This is a genomic window from Polaromonas sp. P1_H6, from assembly GCF_056405195.1.
Map to the genome: position 1 here is coordinate 31,355 of NZ_JBFUCN010000032.1, position 15,550 is coordinate 46,904.

Consider the following 15,550-nt stretch of genomic DNA (forward strand, 5'->3'; position numbering starts at 1 on the left):
AAAACGACAAAGGGGGGAAGACGATGGACAACCCGACGCATGATGCGCGTTACGCGCCGCCACAGGCCGTGGTGGAAGACGTGGCCGACGCGAACCAGGGCCTGCAGCTGGCCAGCCGCGTCGAACGGCTTGGCGCCGTGATCCTCGACACGGTCTTCCAGAGCCTGGTGCTCTGGCTGGTGTCGCTGGTGACACCCTACAACCCCTGGGCCACGCAAGGAGTCGGCGCGTGGTCCTTCAACCCGATGAGCATGGCCATCGGCGCCCTGATCTTCATCCTGCTCAACGGCTACCTGCTCGCGACACGGGGCCAGACCATCGGCAAGGTCCTGCTCAAGATACGCATTGTCCGGCCCTCGGGCGAAGCCGTTTCCCCCACGCGCCTGGCCTTGCGCTACGGCGCGGGCTTTGTGGCCGGCCTCGTCATGGCCGTGGTCTGGGTGTATTCGCTGATTGACTGCCTCATGATCTTTCGCAAGTCGCGCCGCACCCTGCACGACGAGATCGCCGACACCATCGTCGTCAAGGCCTGAGACCCACGCCTGTGGCCACCGCGCGCCTTGACACGCTTTACACGGCCGAAACGCCGGAGGGCATCACCCTGTCCCTGCGGCCCGCCGGCATCGTCGCGCGCGGGCTGGCCTACCTGATAGACCTGGCCATACGCGGCTGCCTGTTCATCGCCGTGGCCATCACGGTCGGCGTGATGGGCAAGGCCGGGGTGGCCGTGCTGCTGCTTGCGTATTTCGGCCTCGAATGGTTTTATCCCGTGGTGTTCGAGCTGACGCGCGCTGCCGCCACCCCCGGCAAGCGCGCCATGGGACTGCGCGTGGTGATGGATTCGGGCTTGCCGGTGACGCCCGCTGCCTCGCTGACCCGCAACCTGCTGCGCGCCGCCGATTTCATGCCCGCGCTGTTCGGCGCTGGCCTGGTGTCCATGCTCTGGCGGAATGACAGCAAACGCCTGGGCGACCTGGCCGCCGGCACGCTGGTGGTCTTCACCGATGCCGTCAAGCTGCACGGCGAGGTGCCCCTGTCGCCGCCGCAGGCGCCCGCGCGGCCGCTGTCCGCCGCCGAGCAGGCCTCGGTGCTCGCCTGGGCCGGCCGCGCCACGCGGCTGACGCCCGAGCGCCTCGGCGAACTCGCCGCCCTGGCCGAGCCGGTGCTGGCCACGGGCACGCCGGGCAGCAGCGCCACGCAACGCCTGCTGGGCGTGGCGCAATGGCTCATGGGCCGGCGCGAAGGGGATGCGAGGCGATGACACCCCTGCAATTTGAAGCGGCCTATGCGCCGCTCTGGACCGAGCTCGAAACCGTCATCGGCGTCGCCGAAACCGAGCGCAAGTTCGACGGCGCCCGGCTGGCCACGCTTTACCGCCGCGTCTGCGAACACCTGGCGCTGGCGCAGGCCCGCGCCTACCCCGTGCACCTGACGCAGCGGCTGGAGACCCTGACGCAAAGCGCCCACCGGCTGATCTACCGGCGCCACGACTACGGCCTGGCGCGCCTCGGATGGCTGGTGCTGGTCGACTTCCCGCAGGCGGTGCGCGCGCACCGGGCCTACCTGCTGGTGTCGGCCCTGCTGTTCGTGGTGCCGCTGCTCGCCGCGGGCCTGGCCACCTACCGGGACCCGGGCTTCATCCTGCACCTGCTGGACGCGGCCCAGGTGCAGAACTTCGACAGCATGTACAGCGACGGCGCCAAGTCCTTCGGGCGCAACCGCGACGCCAGCGGCGACTGGCAGATGTTCGGCTTTTACGTCATGCACAACATCGGCATCGGCTTTCGCTGCTTCGCGGCCGGCATCTTCGGCGGCGTCGGCAGCGCCGCCGTGCTGCTGTTCAACGGCGTGCAGATAGGCGCCGTCGGCGGCTACCTGATCGCCTCCGGCCACGGGCAGAACTTCTGCTCCTTCGTCGTCACACACGGCGCCTTCGAGCTGACCGCCATCGTGCTCGCCGGCGCGGCGGGGCTGCGCCTGGGCTACGCGCTGATCGCGCCGGGCCGGCACACGCGGCTGGAGGCGCTGCGCCTGGCCGCCCGCCACGCCATCGTGGTGGTCTACGGCGTCATCGGCCTGCTGCTGATCGCCGCCGCCGTCGAAGCCTTCTGGTCCTCGGCGCGCTGGGTCACCCCCGCCGTGAAATACGGCGCCGGCGCGGCCTGCTGGGCCCTGGTGTTCGCCTACCTGGGCTGGCAGGGACGGCCGCGCGCAGGCGCCGCGCCCGCGGGCGAAGGGCAGCGCCATGCAGGTTGATGCGCTGGCCGTCGCGCTGCGGCCGCGGCCCATGGCCGAAGCCGCCGACCTCGGTGTCGCGCTGGTGCGCCGCCACGCCGGCTCCATCTGGCGCACCTTCCTGCCCCTGTATGTGGTGGTCATCGCGCTGGTGCTGTGCACCATCGAGTTCGCCTACTGGCTGCCCGGCCTGTTGATCTTCTGCCTCAAGCCCTGGTTTGACCGCAGCCTGCTGTTCATCCTGTCGCGCGCGGTTTTCGGCCAGTCCACGCGCTGGAAAGACCTCTGGGAGCAGCGTGCCCAGGTGTGGGGCGGGCAGTTGCTGCGCACCCTGCTGTGGCGGCGGCTGTCGCCCTGGCGCTCCTACACCCAGGCCGTGGACCAGCTCGAAGGCCAGCGCGGCGGCGCCAGGCGCAAGCGGCGCGACCAGCTGCTGCGCGGGCGGCGTGGCGCGAGCGCCGGCATGCAGCTGATTTTTTCCAACGTCGAGATCGCGCTGGAATTCGCCCTTCTCTCCATCCTGTTCTGGTTCGCGCCCGAGGGCACTCTCTCGGAACTCTGGCGCTGGCTGATCGCTTCCGAGTCCACACTGCAAAGCCTCAGCCTCGCGCTGGTCTACGCCTTCGCCGTCGGGCTGGTCGAGCCCTTCTTCGTGGCGGCCGGCTTCGCGATGTACCTGAACCGCCGCGTCGAACTCGAAGCCTGGGACATCGAGCAGGAATTCCGCCGCGCCTTCACACCCGCGCCGGCCGGGGGCAGCCCATGACTGCCGCGATACGCGTTCCCTGGCGGCGGACCGTGGCCTGCGCCGTGCTGGCGGGCTGTGCCATGGGCATGCCCTCGTGGGCCAATCCAGCCGCCGCGGCGCCGGGCGAAGCGCCCTCGCGCCAGCAGGTGCAGTCGGCCGCCGACCGGGTTCGCGCCGATCCCAACCTGCCCGGCAGCAAGAAAGAAAAAACCCTGAGCTTCAAGGACCGGGAGAAAAAACCCGAAGATAAAAAGAAGGAGCGCGACAGCTTCGGCTGGCTCAAGGATTTTGTGACCACAGTGTCCGAAGGCGCGCGCCTGCTGGTGTGGGCGCTGGGCGCGCTGGCCCTGGCCTGGCTGGTGGTGGGCATACGGCGCTGGGTGAAGGTACGGGCCGGCGGCGGACGCCACCGCATGGCGCCCCTGCCCAGCCACATCGGCAGCCTGGACATACGCCCCGAAAGCCTGCCCGACGACGTGGGCTCCGAAGTCGCCTCGCTGTGGCAGCGCGGCCAGCGGCGGCCCGCGCTGTCGCTGCTCTACCGCGGCGCGCTGTCCCGCCTGGTGCACCTGCACGAGGTGCCCATACGCCATGCCAGCACCGAGGGCGAATGCGTGGCGCTCAGCCAGGGCCGGCTGGCGCCCATGTCGCTGGAATTTTTCGCGCGGCTGGTGGCGGCCTGGCAGCTGGCGGCCTACGGCGGGCGCCTGCCGCCCACGGCTGGCGTGCTGGCGCTGTGCGATGAATTTGACGCGCGGCTGGGCGCGCCGGCCGGGCCGGCGAAGGCGGCGCCATGAGGGACCGGCTGATCCTCATCCTGCTCGGCGTGCTGCTGCTGGCCGGCGGCGCCTGGCTGGTGTCGGCCACTGAATGGATCGACATCGACGTCCCTACGCCGGCCAAGGGCGAGGCCCTCACCAACCCGCTGTACGCGACCGAGAAACTGCTGGGCGCCCTGGGGGCGAAAGTCGTGCGGCGCACAAGCCTGGACGCCATGCCGCCGCAGCAGGCGCGGCTGGTGCTGGTGTCGCGCAACTGGGACCTGTTTCCCGAGCGCAGGCAGCGCCTGCGCGCATGGGTGGCGCAAGGTGGACACCTGGTGATCCCCGGCTTCCTGGCCGGCCACGAATCGCTGAAGGGCTGGCTGCCCGTTACGGAGCAACGCCCCCTCAAGTTTGAGCCGCCCGCGATGCCGCCGCGCCCCTTAGGCAAGCCCGCCAAGGACACGGATTGCCGCGCGCTCGAGGAACCCGCCGACGTCGTGCCCAGTTACGGCGACAGCCGGGTGTTTCGCGCCTGCGGCGCGTACTTCAGCTCCCAGTACCTGCCGGTGAACCGGCAGGCCGCGCCGCTGTGGGCGCTGCAGGGCATGGCCGGCACCGAGGCGGTGCGCGTGCAGGTCGGCCAGGGCACGGTCACCGTACTCGGCGGCTGGGGCCTGCTGAACAACAGCAACCTGCTGCGCGCCGACAACGCCCTGCTGGCCGCCGCGGCGCTGCAGGCGCGCCCCGGCGCCGAGTTCTGGTTTGTGGCCGAAGAGGCCAGGGAACCCTTCGCGCCCTGGCTCTGGCACCAGGCCTGGGCGGCGCTGCTGCTGGGCTTGCTGGCCCTGGCACTGGCCCTGTGGCGCGCCGGCGTGCGCTTCGGCCCGCTGGCGCCTTCGGCCCCCGCCCACCGGCGCTCCATGGCCGAGCAGGTGCGCGGCACCGCGCGCTTCCTGCACATGCACGGGCCCAAAGCCCTGCATGCGGCCCAGCTTCGCGCGCTGCACGCGTCGGCCGCGCGGCAGCTGCCTCGCTTCTCGCAGCTGGACCCGGCGCGCCGCACCCAGGAGATCGCGCGCGCCACCGGCCTGGACGCGCAGGTGCTGGAACGCGCGCAGGCCGACAGGGCGCGCAACCGCGGCGCGCTGGCCGCCGACCTCGAACTGATAGAAACCGCCCGCCGGCGGCTCGATGCGCGCGAACCCGCCGCTTCACCGGCCCCTCCATCCGCTTCTTCATCCGCCTCTTCACCCTGAACCCGAGAAACCACCATGTCATCAATTCCCAACGAAGAACTGATACGCGCGGCCGAATGGCTGCAGACCCTGCGCCACGAAGTCGGCAAGGCCGTGGTCGGCCAGAAGGAAGCTGTCGACCAGACCCTGGTGGCGCTGGTCGCGTCCGGCCACGTGCTGATCGAGGGCGTGCCCGGGCTCGGCAAGACGCTGCTGGCGCGCGCGCTGGCGCAGGCCATGAGCCTGCGCTATGCGCGCGTGCAGTTCACGCCCGACCTGATGCCCTCGGACATCACCGGCCATTCGGTGCTGGACCCGTCGACCCGCGGCGAAACCGGCATAGGCACGCTGCGCGTGCACCAGGGGCCGGTCTTCACCCACTTGCTGCTGGCCGATGAAATCAACCGCGCGCCGGCCAAGACGCAGAGCGCGCTGCTTGAGGTGATGCAGGAATACCAGGTCACGCTGGAAGGCCGGGCCATGCCGCTACCGCGTCCCTTCATGGTGATGGCCACGCAAAACCCGATAGACACCGAAGGCACCTACCCCCTGCCCGAGGCGCAGCTGGACCGCTTCCTGCTCAAGATCAACATCGCCTTCCCCAGCCATGCCGAAGAAAAGGCCGTCGTGCAGCTCACCACCGGCCAGCGCGCCGGCAACCAGCTGCCGCTGGACGCCGTCAGGCCCTGCCTGGACGACGTGCAGGTGCTGGAACTGCAGCGCCTGGCCAGCCTGGTGCAGGCGCATGAACAGGTGATCGACTACGCGGTGCGCATCGCCCGCGCCACGCGCGACTGGCCCGGCCTCTCGTCCGGCGCGGGGCCGCGCGGCACCATGGCGCTGGTGCGCGCCGCGCGCGCCGCCGCGCTGATGGCCGGGCGCGACTTCATCACCCCCGACGACGTGGCGCGCCAGACCCTGCCGGCGCTGCGCCATCGCGTGATGATTTCGCCCGACGCGCAGCTCGAAGGCCTCAGCGTGGACGACCTGCTGCGCAGCGCCCAGGGCAGCGTGCAGGCGCCCCGCCTCTAAAGGCCGGCACGCATGCGCTGGCTGGTGATTCCCACGGCAGGCACGGTCCAGGCGCTGGCCGGCGCCGCCGTGGCCGCCACCCTGGCCCTGCTCGCCGGCCTGCCGGTGGGCACGGTGGCCATGCTGGCCGGCGCCGTGCTGCTGCCGGCGCTGGCCTGGGCCTTGTTCGACCTCTGGCGCAGCCTGCGCCTGTGGCGGCAGGCGCCGCTGCGCATAGAGCGCACCCTGCCCGGCGCTTTTTCGCTGGGCGTGCCGACCGTGCTCACGCTGGTGCTGGTCAACGAAGGCCCGCGGGCCTGGGCCGTCACCGTCTTCGACGAAGTGGACCCGCGCTTTGCCTTTGACGGCTTGCCGCAGTCCCTGCGCATCCCCCCAGCTTCGCGCGCGGAACTGCGCTACACGGTGACCGCGCGCGAGCGTGGCGTGGCCCTTTTCGGCATCACCCAGCTGCGCTGGCGCAGCCGCGGCGGCTGCTTTGAAGTGCAGCAGCCGCTGGGCCAGCCCGGCAAGCTGCGCGTGTACCCCAACTTCGCCGCGCTGGCGCGCTACGCCTGGCTTTCCGGCGACCGGCGGCTCGCCCAGATCGGCATCAAGACCTATGTGCAGCGCGGGCTGGGCACCGATTTCCGCCAGCTGGCCGACTACAAGACCGGCGATTCGCTGCGCCACATCGACTGGAAAGCCACGCTGCGCCACCAGCGGCCCATCGTGCGCGAATTCCAGGACGACCGCGACCAGTGCGTGTTTTTCCTGCTCGACTGCGGCCGCCGCATGCGCGCCGATGAAGGCGGGCCCGAGCAGGACGGCCAGGGCAGCAGCCATTTCGACGAGGCCCTCAACGCACTGATGCTGCTGAGCTATGTCGCCCTCAAGGAGGGCGACGAGGTCGGCGCCATGACCTTCGGCGGCGTGCCCGGGCAGCGCCGCGACTTCGCGCCGCGCAAGGGCGCGGCCACCCTTAACGCTCTGATGAACCGCCTGCACGACATCCAGCCCGGCGCCATGCATTCCGACTATCTGCTGGCCGCGCAGGAACTGCTACGCGTGCAGCGACGGCGCGCGCTGGTCATAGTGCTCACCAACTTCCGCGACGAGGACGCGGCCGAACTGCGCCCCGCGATCAAGCTGCTGCGCCGCCAGCACCTGGTGCTGGTGGCCAGCCTGCGCGAGCGCGTGCTGGGCCGCATCGCCGGCCAGGCCCTGTCCACCCCCGCGGACGCGGTGGACGTGGCGGCCGCCCACCTGTTCGCGCAGTCACGGCGCGACGCCTTCGCGCGCGTGGTCGGCCAGGACCCGCTCTCCATGGATGTGGAGCCGGCGCAACTGGCCGTTTCGCTGGTCAACCGCTACCACGCGGTCAAGCGCGCCGGGCTGCTTTAAGAACACGCTCCAGGGGGCTCCACACAGGCCCCGGCAACGGTTATCCTTCGGGTCTCAACAACAGGAGGGATGAGATGTCCGAAGCAGTGAACCCGTATGCCGCACCCAAGGCCGTGGTGGCCGACGTTTATGCCGATGAAGCGGGCGTGCAGCCCGTCAAGCTGTTTTCCGCCAAGGGGCGGGTCGGCCGGCTGCGCTACCTGGCCTACAACCTGGGCAGCTACATTCTCATGGTGGCGGCGGCCCTCGTGCTGGGCTTCATCGCCGGCGCCCTCGGCTTCCCCAAAGCAGCCGGCGTGCTCGGCGTGCTGGCGGTCATCCCCTATTTCATCTTCATCGTGCTGATGACGATACAGCGCAGCCACGACATGGGATGGACCGGCTGGACGGCGCTCCTGGCCCTGATTCCTTTTGTGGGGTTGATCTGGCTTTTGAACCCGGGCACCAAGGGCGGCAACCGCTTCGGCGCACCCCCGCCGCCCAACACCACGATGGTCAAGATCGGCGGCCTGGCCTTCCCCGTCATCATGGTCATAGGCATCATCGCTGCCGTCGCCCTGCCGGCTTACCAGGGGTACACGCAGCGGGCCAAGGCGGCCCAGGTGGTCAAGCCTTAATCTTGAAAAGCGCCGCTCAGATCTGCGCGGCGCGCTTGTAGGCCTGCGCGGCGGCGGCTTCGTCCTCACGCTGCTCGGCCAGCAAGGCCAGCGCGCGCCAGGCATTGCGGTGCAGCGCCACATCCTGCAGGGCCGGGGCGGCCTGCGACAGCAGTTGCCGGGCCTTGCCCCAGAGCTGGCGGTTCAGGCAGGCCATGCCCGCCAGGTACTGCAGGTTGGCGTCGCGCGGGCGGCTCAGCTGTGCCGCCTCGATGCGCGCCAGCCAGGCCGCGTCCAGCGAATCCAGGCCGGCTTCCAGCACGCTGATCAGCTTGATGCGCAGGTTGTCGCCGATGTCCGAGCGCGGCTGCATCATCGCGTCCCAGACCTGCAGCAGCCAGGCACGCGCCAGTTCCGGTTCGCCGTGCAGCGCCATCAGGCGCGACGCGGCGTGCACCACCAGCTCGGGCATGGCGCGTTCGCCCTCGTCGAGTGAGAACCAGGCCTGCTGCAGCTGCGCCGGGTCGTGCGCGTCGTTGAGCAGTTCCAGCGCCAGGCCGCGGACGATGCTTTGCGCCGCCGCCTGCGAAAACGCGCGGTGCTTGGCCAGCAGGCGCGCGGTTTCCAGCGCCTGCGAAGTCCGCCGCGCATGGCGCGAGGCGCGCAGTTTCATGCGCAGGGCCAGCGTGCGGCGCGATGCGCCCTGCGGCAGCTGGGCCAGCCAGTCGAGCGCGGCGCCGGCATCGCGGTCGTCCAGCGCCCAGCGCGCCGCGCGGAACTGCACGCCTTCGCGCACTTCCTGCGCGTGGCGCGGGGCCGAGCTTTGCAGCGCCTGGTGCAGGTGCTGGTCGCGCAGGCCCTTGTTCTGCAGGGACTGCGCGGCCTCGGCCACCAGCAGGTGGGCCAGCGCGCGCAACTGGCTGCCGCGGCTGGCGCTGTGGCCTGTCACGTGGCCGTAGTGGTCGGCCAGCGGGCGCAGGCTTTTTTCCTGCGCCAGCGCGTTTTGCGCCGATTTTGTGGAGCGTATGTAGCGCCCGGCCAGCAAGTGGGCCAGCGAATCCATCAGGGCGCCGTACATCGCGCGCTCTTTTTGCTGGGCGCGCCAGCGCCGCGCCTCGGCCGGCAGCGAGAACACCGCCGACACCGCGCGCAGCGCCAGGTACAGCACGAAAAACAGGCCGGCCAGCAACAGCACCATCAGGTTGAAGGAAATGTCGACCCGGTGCGGCGGCCAGAAGATGGTCACCACCGCCTGGTTGTTGCCCGCGAACAGCGCCACGGCAACCGCCACGCCAAAAAGGGCCAGTAGCCAGAGAGCGGCGCGCATGCGTGTGTCCTGCCTTTGGGAAATCAGCGGCCCGCGGCCGCCGTGGCCAGCGCGGCCATGGTTTCGTCAAGGCGCGGCAGCTCGCTGGTCTTGAGCTGGCCCTGCACCTGGGCCAGCAACTGGGCCGCGGCCTGTGTCTTGCGTGAGCTGGGGTCGAAATACTTGCCCAGCCAGGCGCCGGCGCTGGCAAGGTCGGCGCGCACGGAATCGGTCTGGCGCGACAGCAACGCCAGGCGCGCATTGAGCAGGCGCAGCTTGAGGTTCTCACGCAGGAAGAAAGACTGCTCGGGCGACAGCAGCGCCGCCTCGGGCTGCTCGATGCGGCTCACGCGCAGCAGCTTGCGCCCCTCTTCGCGCAGGTTGTCCAGCGTGCGCTGCGACCAGGCGTCGAACGAAAGTTTGTCGAACAGGCTCATCGAAGGCTTGTCGGCCGCCGGGGCGCTGGCGCCGGGGCGCACGGCGGGGGCGTGTGCCGGCGCACTCAGTGCCGGCGCCGCGCGCGGGGAATTGTTGGCCACCATGGCATTGGCCACCGGCAGCTCGTCGGCCATGCGGGCCAGCTCGTCGAGCTTGAGCATCAGCACCGGCACATCGGTCAGCGTCGCGGCCTTGATGCGGTCCATGTCGCGCGCGATGGCGCGCTGCAAGGGGTTCAGGCGCGGCTGGGCGGCGCGCGCCAGGCGCTGGTCGGCCGACTTCAGCGCGGCCAGCAGCGGCTCGGCGCTGCCCGTGAGCTGGGCTTGTTGCTGCGCCAGGCGCAGCGCGGACTCGACGTCCACCACCAGGTTTTCATCGCGCGAGCGCGACAGGCTCTGCATCAGTTCTTCGAGCTGGGTGCGCTGCAGGCTGACCTCGCTGATGCGGGTTTCCTGGATGGCCAGCCGCGCCGAAAGTTCGCGGGTGGCTTCCTGGGCCTGGCGCGCCAGGGCGCGCGCTTCGATGGACTGCGTGCCCGAATCCATGCTGCGGCGCGCCAGCTCTTCCTGGATGTTGCCGAGCTTCTGCCACAGCAGGCCGCTGGCCAGCAGGCCGCCGGCCGCCAGCACACCCACCCCCAGCGCCCACTTGCGGGGCACCAGCCAGACATCGGGAGCCGCGATAGGCGGTTCGGCCACGACCAGCGCACGCTCCAGCACAGGCTGGTTGTCGGGCGTGGGGGGCGTGGGCTGGGCTGTGTAGGGATCGCTCATGGATAAAGGGATTCTATCGAGGCCAATGTGTCCCTGATGTCCTTCAGGGCGGGACGTGACGCCACAACAACACCCCAGCCGGCGGCCCGCACGGCCTCTTCAATCCGCGGATGCGTGGCCACCGCGCGGGCCTTGCGCCAGTCGACGCCGGCCAGCGCCGGCAGGCGCGTGAGGTTGGCCAGCGCTTCCGAACTGCTGAACAGCCAGACCGAGCCGTCCGCGCTGGCGGCGCGCGCGCGCGCCAGTTGCTGCTCACTGAATTGGGGTGCCCTGCGCTGGTACACGCTGACAAAATCCACCCGCGCGCCGGCGGCTTCCCACTGGCGGGCGATCCAGTCGCGCCCCGACGACACCGCGGCGCCCGCGGCATCCGGGCTTTCGCCGCGCACCACCAGCACACGCCGGCCGCGCCAGTCACGCTCACCGACCACGGCCCACAGGGCTTCAGAGTCAAACTGCCCGGCGGAATCGTCCGGCGCGTCGACCTGCGCGGCGGGCACGCCCGCCGCCAGCAGGGCCGCCACGGTGCCCGGCCCGGGCGCCATCAGGCGCAGGGAGGGCGGCAAGCCTTCAGCGCCTGCCAGGGGAGTTTTGAAAAAATACTCGACCGCATTGCCGCTGACGAACATGCAGGCCGCATAACGGCCCAGCGCCTGCCGCGCCTGGGCCAGCGCGGCGCTGTCGGCCGCGGGGGCGATAGCGATGAGCGGCAGGGCCTCGGCCGCGAAGCCCTCCTGCCGCAACTGCTCCACCCAGTGCCGCGCATCGGCCGCCGGCCGCGTCACGATGACGGGGGCCGCACCGGCCGCAGGCACCGGCATCCGCGGCATCAGGCGTCCGGGCCTTTGCCGGCCCACACGGCGCCGCCGGCGCGCAATTGCGCCGCCACGGCTTCGCCCAGGGCCTCGGCCTCGGCGAAATTGCGCACCTGGGCGGTCCGATTCACCTGCACCAGCGGGGCCAGCGGGCCGGCGGCGGCCTGGGTGGGCGCCTCGGCCGTGGCCGGGTCGCCCCAGGCGGCGTTGAGTTGCATCACACCGCCCGCCGCCGCGCCCGGCGTGAAGGCCGCCAGCGGCATGGAGCAGCTGCCGCCCATGGCGCGCGAGACGGTTCGCTCGGCCGTCACGGCCAGCCAGGTCGGCATGTGCGCCAGCGAGGCCAGCGCGGCCAGCAGGTCGGCACGGTCGGCGCGCACTTCAATGCCGAGCGCGCCCTGGCCCGCGGCGGGCAGCATCTGGGCCGGTTCGAAGGTGGCGCGTATGCGCGACTCCAGGCCCAGGCGTTTCAGGCCCGCGGCCGCCAGCACGATGGCGTGGTACTGGCCTTCGTCGAGCTTGCGCAGGCGCGTATCGAGGTTGCCGCGCAGCGGCTGTATCACCAGGTCGGGCCGCAAGGCCTTGAGCAGCACCAGCCGGCGCAGGCTGGAGGTGCCCACCACCGCGCCCTGCGGCAGGTCGGCCAGGCCGGCGAATTGATTAGACACAAAAGCATCGCGCGGATCCTCGCGCTCCAGCACGCAGGCCAGGGCGAAGCCCTCTGGCAGGTCCATGGGCACGTCTTTCAGCGAATGCACGGCGATGTCGGCCCGGCCTTCGCTGAGCGCCACCTCGAGTTCCTTGACGAACAGGCCCTTGCCGCCGACCTTGCTCAGCGAGCGGTCCAGGATCTGGTCGCCCTGGGTGGTCATGCCCAGCAGTTCGACCTGCCAGCCCAGGCGCGCCTGCAGCAGCGCCTTCACATGCTCGGCCTGCCACAGGGCCAGGCGGCTCTCGCGCGTGGCGATGACCACCTTCTTGATACCAGGGGGGTTGGGTTCAGACACAGCGGACACTCGTAACCTGCTTGTAATACATGGGGGGAAGTGAATGCTAGCATGCGAGGATCAAGAACTAGAGGGTAGAGATGGTCACTTCCGCGCGCGCCAAGAAGCTACAACAACACGCCGGTGAGGGCGCCAGGGACGGCACCGCAGCCGCCGTTCCCAAGGCCTCCACCCGCTCGCGGGACAACGAAAGGCCGCTGGTTGAAGATATTCGCCTGCTGGGCCGCATCCTCGGCGACGTGATCCGTGAACAGGAAGGCGTGCCCGCTTACGAGCTGATCGAGCAGGTGCGCAAGCTGTCGGTCACGTTCCGGCGCGACGCCGACCCCGAAGCCGACAAGGCGCTCAAGAAGTTGCTCAAGGGTCTGTCGGGCGACCAGACCGTCAGCGTGATCCGCGCCTTCACCTATTTCAGCCACCTGGCCAACCTGGCCGAAGACCGCCACCACATACGCCGCCGCGCCGTGCACGAACGCGCCGGCGACACCCAGGAAGGCAGCATCGAAGTGGCGCTGGCCCGGCTGCGCTGGGCCGGCATCTCGACCCGTACGATCTCCAACACGCTGGCGCACAGCTTTGTCTCGCCGGTGCTCACCGCCCACCCCACCGAAGTCCAGCGCAAAAGCATCCTCGATGCCGAGCGCGACATCGCCCAACTGCTGACCGCGCGCGACGACATCAAGGCCCTGGCGCTGGCCCACAACGCCGCCAAGGACGCCCTCACGCCGCGCGAGCTGGCCGCCAACGAAGCGCAGCTGCGCGCCCGCGTGATGCAACTGTGGCAAACCCGGCTGCTGCGTTTTTCCAAGCTCACCGTGGCCGACGAAATCGAGAACGCGCTCAGCTACTACGAAGCCACTTTCCTGCGCGAGATTCCCAAGCTCTACGCCAACCTCGAGCGTGAACTCGGCAACCAGCCGGTGCACAGCTTTTTGCGCATGGGCCAGTGGATAGGCGGCGACCGCGACGGCAACCCCAACGTCAGCGCCGAGACCCTCAACTACGCCCTGGGCCGGCAGGCCGAAGTGGCGCTGCGCCACTACCTGACCGAGGTCCACTTCCTGGGCGGCGAACTCTCGCAGTCGGCCATGCTGGTCGATTTCAGCCCCGAAATGCGCGCCCTCGCCGAAAGTTCGCCCGACACCAGCGAGCACCGCAAGGACGAACCCTACCGCCGCGCCCTGACCGGCGTCTACGCCCGCCTGGCCGCCACCCTGAAAGACCTGACCGGCGGCGAGGCCGCGCGCCACGCCGTCGCGCCGCAGAACGCCTACCTGAAGTCCGAGGACTTCCTGGCCGATTTGCGCACCATAGAAACCTCGCTCCGGGCCCACCACGGCGAAGCCATCGTCGCCCAGCGCCTGCGCCCGCTGATACGCGCGGTCGAGGTCTTCGGCTTTCACCTGGCCACGGTCGATTTGCGCCAGAGCTCCGACAAACATGAGGAAGTGGTGGCCGAATTGCTGGCCGTCGCGCGCATCGAAGCGCACTACGCCAAGCTCGATGAAGCCGCCAAGCGCGTGCTGCTGGTGGGCCTGCTCAACGACGCGCGGCCGCTGCGTGTGGTCGGCAGCGACTACTCGGCCCATGCGCAAAGCGAACTGGCGATTTTCGAGGCCGCACGCACGGCGCGCGCGCGTTTCGGCAAGGAGGCGATACGCCACTACATCATCAGCCACACCGAAACCGTGAGCGATTTGCTCGAGGTGCTGCTGCTGCAAAAGGAAGTCGGCCTGATGCACGGCACCCTCGACGGCAACGCCACCAACGACCTCATCGTGGTGCCACTCTTCGAAACCATCGAAGACCTGCGCAATGCCGCGCCCATCATGCGCGAGTTCTACGCGCTGCCCGGCATCGCCCAGCTGGTCAAGCGCAGCGGCGCCGAGCAGGACATCATGCTCGGCTACTCCGACAGCAACAAGGACGGCGGCATCTTCACCAGCAACTGGGAGCTCTACCGCGCAGAGATCGCGCTGGTCGAGCTGTTCGACGTGCTGGCCAACTCGCACAACATCCAGCTGCGCATGTTCCACGGCCGCGGCGGCACCGTGGGCCGCGGCGGCGGCCCCAGCTACCAGGCCATCCTGGCCCAGCCACCCGGCACAGTGCGCGGGCAGATACGCCTGACCGAGCAGGGCGAGGTCATAGGCTCCAAATACGCCAATCCCGAGATCGGCCGGCGCAACCTCGAAACCCTGGTGGCCGCCACGCTGGAAGCCACGCTGCTGCAGCCGACCAAGCCGGCCACCAAGGCCTTTTTGCAGGCTGCGGCCGGCCTCTCGGAAGCCAGCATGGCGGCCTACCGCGCGCTGGTCTACGACACCCCCGGCTTCACCGAATATTTCTTCAGCGCGACACCGATACGTGAAATCGCCGAACTCAACATCGGCTCGCGCCCGGCCTCGCGCAAGGCCTCGCAGAAGATCGAAGACCTGCGCGCCATCCCCTGGGGTTTCAGCTGGGGCCAGTGCCGCCTCACCCTGCCCGGCTGGTACGGTTTCGGCTCGGCCATCGCGCAGATGCTGAACGAAGGCGGCACGCCCGCCGCGCGCAAGGAAGCGCTGGCCCTGCTGCAGAAGATGTACAAGCAGTGGCCCTTCTTCCGCACCCTGCTCAGCAACATGGACATGGTCCTGGCCAAGAGCGACCTGGCGCTGGCCTCGCGCTATTCCGAACTGGTGGGCGACGCGCGCCTGCGCAAAAAAATCTTCAGCGCCATCGAAGCCGAATGGCACCTCACGGCCGAAGCGCTGGGCCTGATCACCGGCGAAAAACAGCGCCTTGCCGGCAATGCCGCGCTGCAGCGCTCAATACGCCACCGCTTTCCGTACATCGACCCGCTGCACCATTTGCAGGTTGAGTTGGTGCGGCGATATCGGGCTGGGCAGGCTGACCAGCGGGTACAGACGGGGATTCATATTTCTATTAACGGGATTGCTGCGGGCCTGCGCAATACGGGGTAGGGCCGGTTCTTGCTCCGGCGGTGCGCTCTCTGCTGAGGGCGGTTGGCCGGGGTTGCCCGGCAGCAAGTAACTTTCTTTTGCTTCGCCAAAAGAAAGTCACCAAAGAAAAGGCGACCCGCAGTCTGGGTCCCTACGCTTCGCTACGGGCAACCTGCGGTGCTCGACTACGGCGGGGTCTCGCGCAAACTCGCTTCGCTCAGACAAGCGCGATCCCTGATCCGCCTACGTCTGCGCTCCTCGGCCCAGCCAGGACGG

At 69.7% G+C, this 15,550-nt stretch carries 14 protein-coding genes; 10 read left to right on the forward strand and 4 right to left on the reverse strand.

Going from position 1 to position 15,550, the window contains the following annotated elements; translation table 11 throughout:
* The first annotated feature begins 23 nt into the window (after positions 1-23).
* From AC1D1F_RS21760 to AC1D1F_RS21800, 9 genes are all read left to right on the forward strand, one after another.
* Positions 24-533 (forward strand): RDD family protein, encoded by a 510-nt coding sequence (locus AC1D1F_RS21760; protein ID WP_477675809.1) that lies wholly within the window; start codon positions 24-26, stop codon positions 531-533.
* An 11-nt stretch (positions 534-544) separates the two neighbouring features.
* Positions 545-1,261 (forward strand): RDD family protein, encoded by a 717-nt coding sequence (locus AC1D1F_RS21765; RefSeq protein ID WP_477696248.1) that lies wholly within the window; start codon positions 545-547, stop codon positions 1,259-1,261.
* Positions 1,258-2,256: a stage II sporulation protein M gene (locus AC1D1F_RS21770; protein WP_477696249.1), complete on the forward strand. Its 999-nt coding sequence runs from the start codon at positions 1,258-1,260 to the stop codon at positions 2,254-2,256. The genes AC1D1F_RS21765 and AC1D1F_RS21770 overlap by 4 nt, the downstream gene beginning before the upstream one ends.
* Positions 2,246-3,001 (forward strand): hypothetical protein, encoded by a 756-nt coding sequence (locus AC1D1F_RS21775; RefSeq protein ID WP_477696250.1) that lies wholly within the window; start codon positions 2,246-2,248, stop codon positions 2,999-3,001. Before AC1D1F_RS21770 ends, AC1D1F_RS21775 begins: the two co-directional genes overlap by 11 nt.
* Positions 2,998-3,780, forward strand: a complete 783-nt coding sequence (locus tag AC1D1F_RS21780; protein WP_477675805.1) for a DUF4129 domain-containing protein — start codon at positions 2,998-3,000, stop codon at positions 3,778-3,780. Before AC1D1F_RS21775 ends, AC1D1F_RS21780 begins: the two co-directional genes overlap by 4 nt.
* Positions 3,777-5,003: a DUF4350 domain-containing protein gene (locus AC1D1F_RS21785; protein WP_477675804.1), complete on the forward strand. Its 1,227-nt coding sequence runs from the start codon at positions 3,777-3,779 to the stop codon at positions 5,001-5,003. Before AC1D1F_RS21780 ends, AC1D1F_RS21785 begins: the two co-directional genes overlap by 4 nt.
* A 15-nt stretch (positions 5,004-5,018) precedes the next feature.
* Entirely contained in the window at positions 5,019-6,014 is a 996-nt protein-coding gene (locus tag AC1D1F_RS21790) for an AAA family ATPase (protein ID WP_477675803.1), read from the forward strand.
* 12 nt (positions 6,015-6,026) lie between these two features.
* On the forward strand, positions 6,027-7,394 hold the full coding sequence (locus tag AC1D1F_RS21795) for a DUF58 domain-containing protein (RefSeq protein ID WP_477696251.1): 1,368 nt from the start codon (positions 6,027-6,029) through the stop codon (positions 7,392-7,394).
* 74 nt (positions 7,395-7,468) lie between these two features.
* Positions 7,469-8,011: a DUF805 domain-containing protein gene (locus AC1D1F_RS21800; RefSeq protein WP_477675801.1), complete on the forward strand. Its 543-nt coding sequence runs from the start codon at positions 7,469-7,471 to the stop codon at positions 8,009-8,011.
* Positions 8,012-8,027: 16 nt separating this feature from the next.
* Here the strand turns inward: AC1D1F_RS21800 and AC1D1F_RS21805 are convergent, their stop codons facing one another.
* Genes AC1D1F_RS21805 through hemC form a run of 4 tightly spaced genes read right to left on the reverse strand, consistent with a single transcriptional unit; the run spans position 8,028 to position 12,338 of the window.
* A complete protein-coding gene (locus AC1D1F_RS21805) occupies positions 8,028-9,317 on the reverse strand; it encodes a heme biosynthesis HemY N-terminal domain-containing protein (RefSeq protein WP_477675800.1) in 1,290 nt (429 codons plus the stop codon).
* A 23-nt stretch (positions 9,318-9,340) separates the two neighbouring features.
* Entirely contained in the window at positions 9,341-10,507 is a 1,167-nt protein-coding gene (locus tag AC1D1F_RS21810) for a uroporphyrinogen-III C-methyltransferase (RefSeq protein ID WP_477675799.1), read from the reverse strand.
* Entirely contained in the window at positions 10,504-11,337 is an 834-nt protein-coding gene (locus AC1D1F_RS21815) for a uroporphyrinogen-III synthase (RefSeq protein WP_477675798.1), read from the reverse strand. The genes AC1D1F_RS21810 and AC1D1F_RS21815 overlap by 4 nt, the downstream gene beginning before the upstream one ends.
* Positions 11,337-12,338 (reverse strand): hydroxymethylbilane synthase, encoded by a 1,002-nt coding sequence (hemC, locus tag AC1D1F_RS21820; protein ID WP_477675797.1) that lies wholly within the window; start codon positions 12,336-12,338, stop codon positions 11,337-11,339. Before hemC ends, AC1D1F_RS21815 begins: the two co-directional genes overlap by 1 nt.
* 71 nt (positions 12,339-12,409) lie before the next feature.
* Here hemC and ppc point away from each other — a divergent pair, with 71 nt between their 5' ends.
* Positions 12,410-15,295 carry a phosphoenolpyruvate carboxylase gene (gene ppc, locus AC1D1F_RS21825; protein ID WP_477675796.1) on the forward strand — a complete coding sequence of 962 codons (2,886 nt, stop codon included), beginning with the start codon at positions 12,410-12,412 and terminating at the stop codon, positions 15,293-15,295.
* Positions 15,296-15,550: the final 255 nt, after the last annotated feature.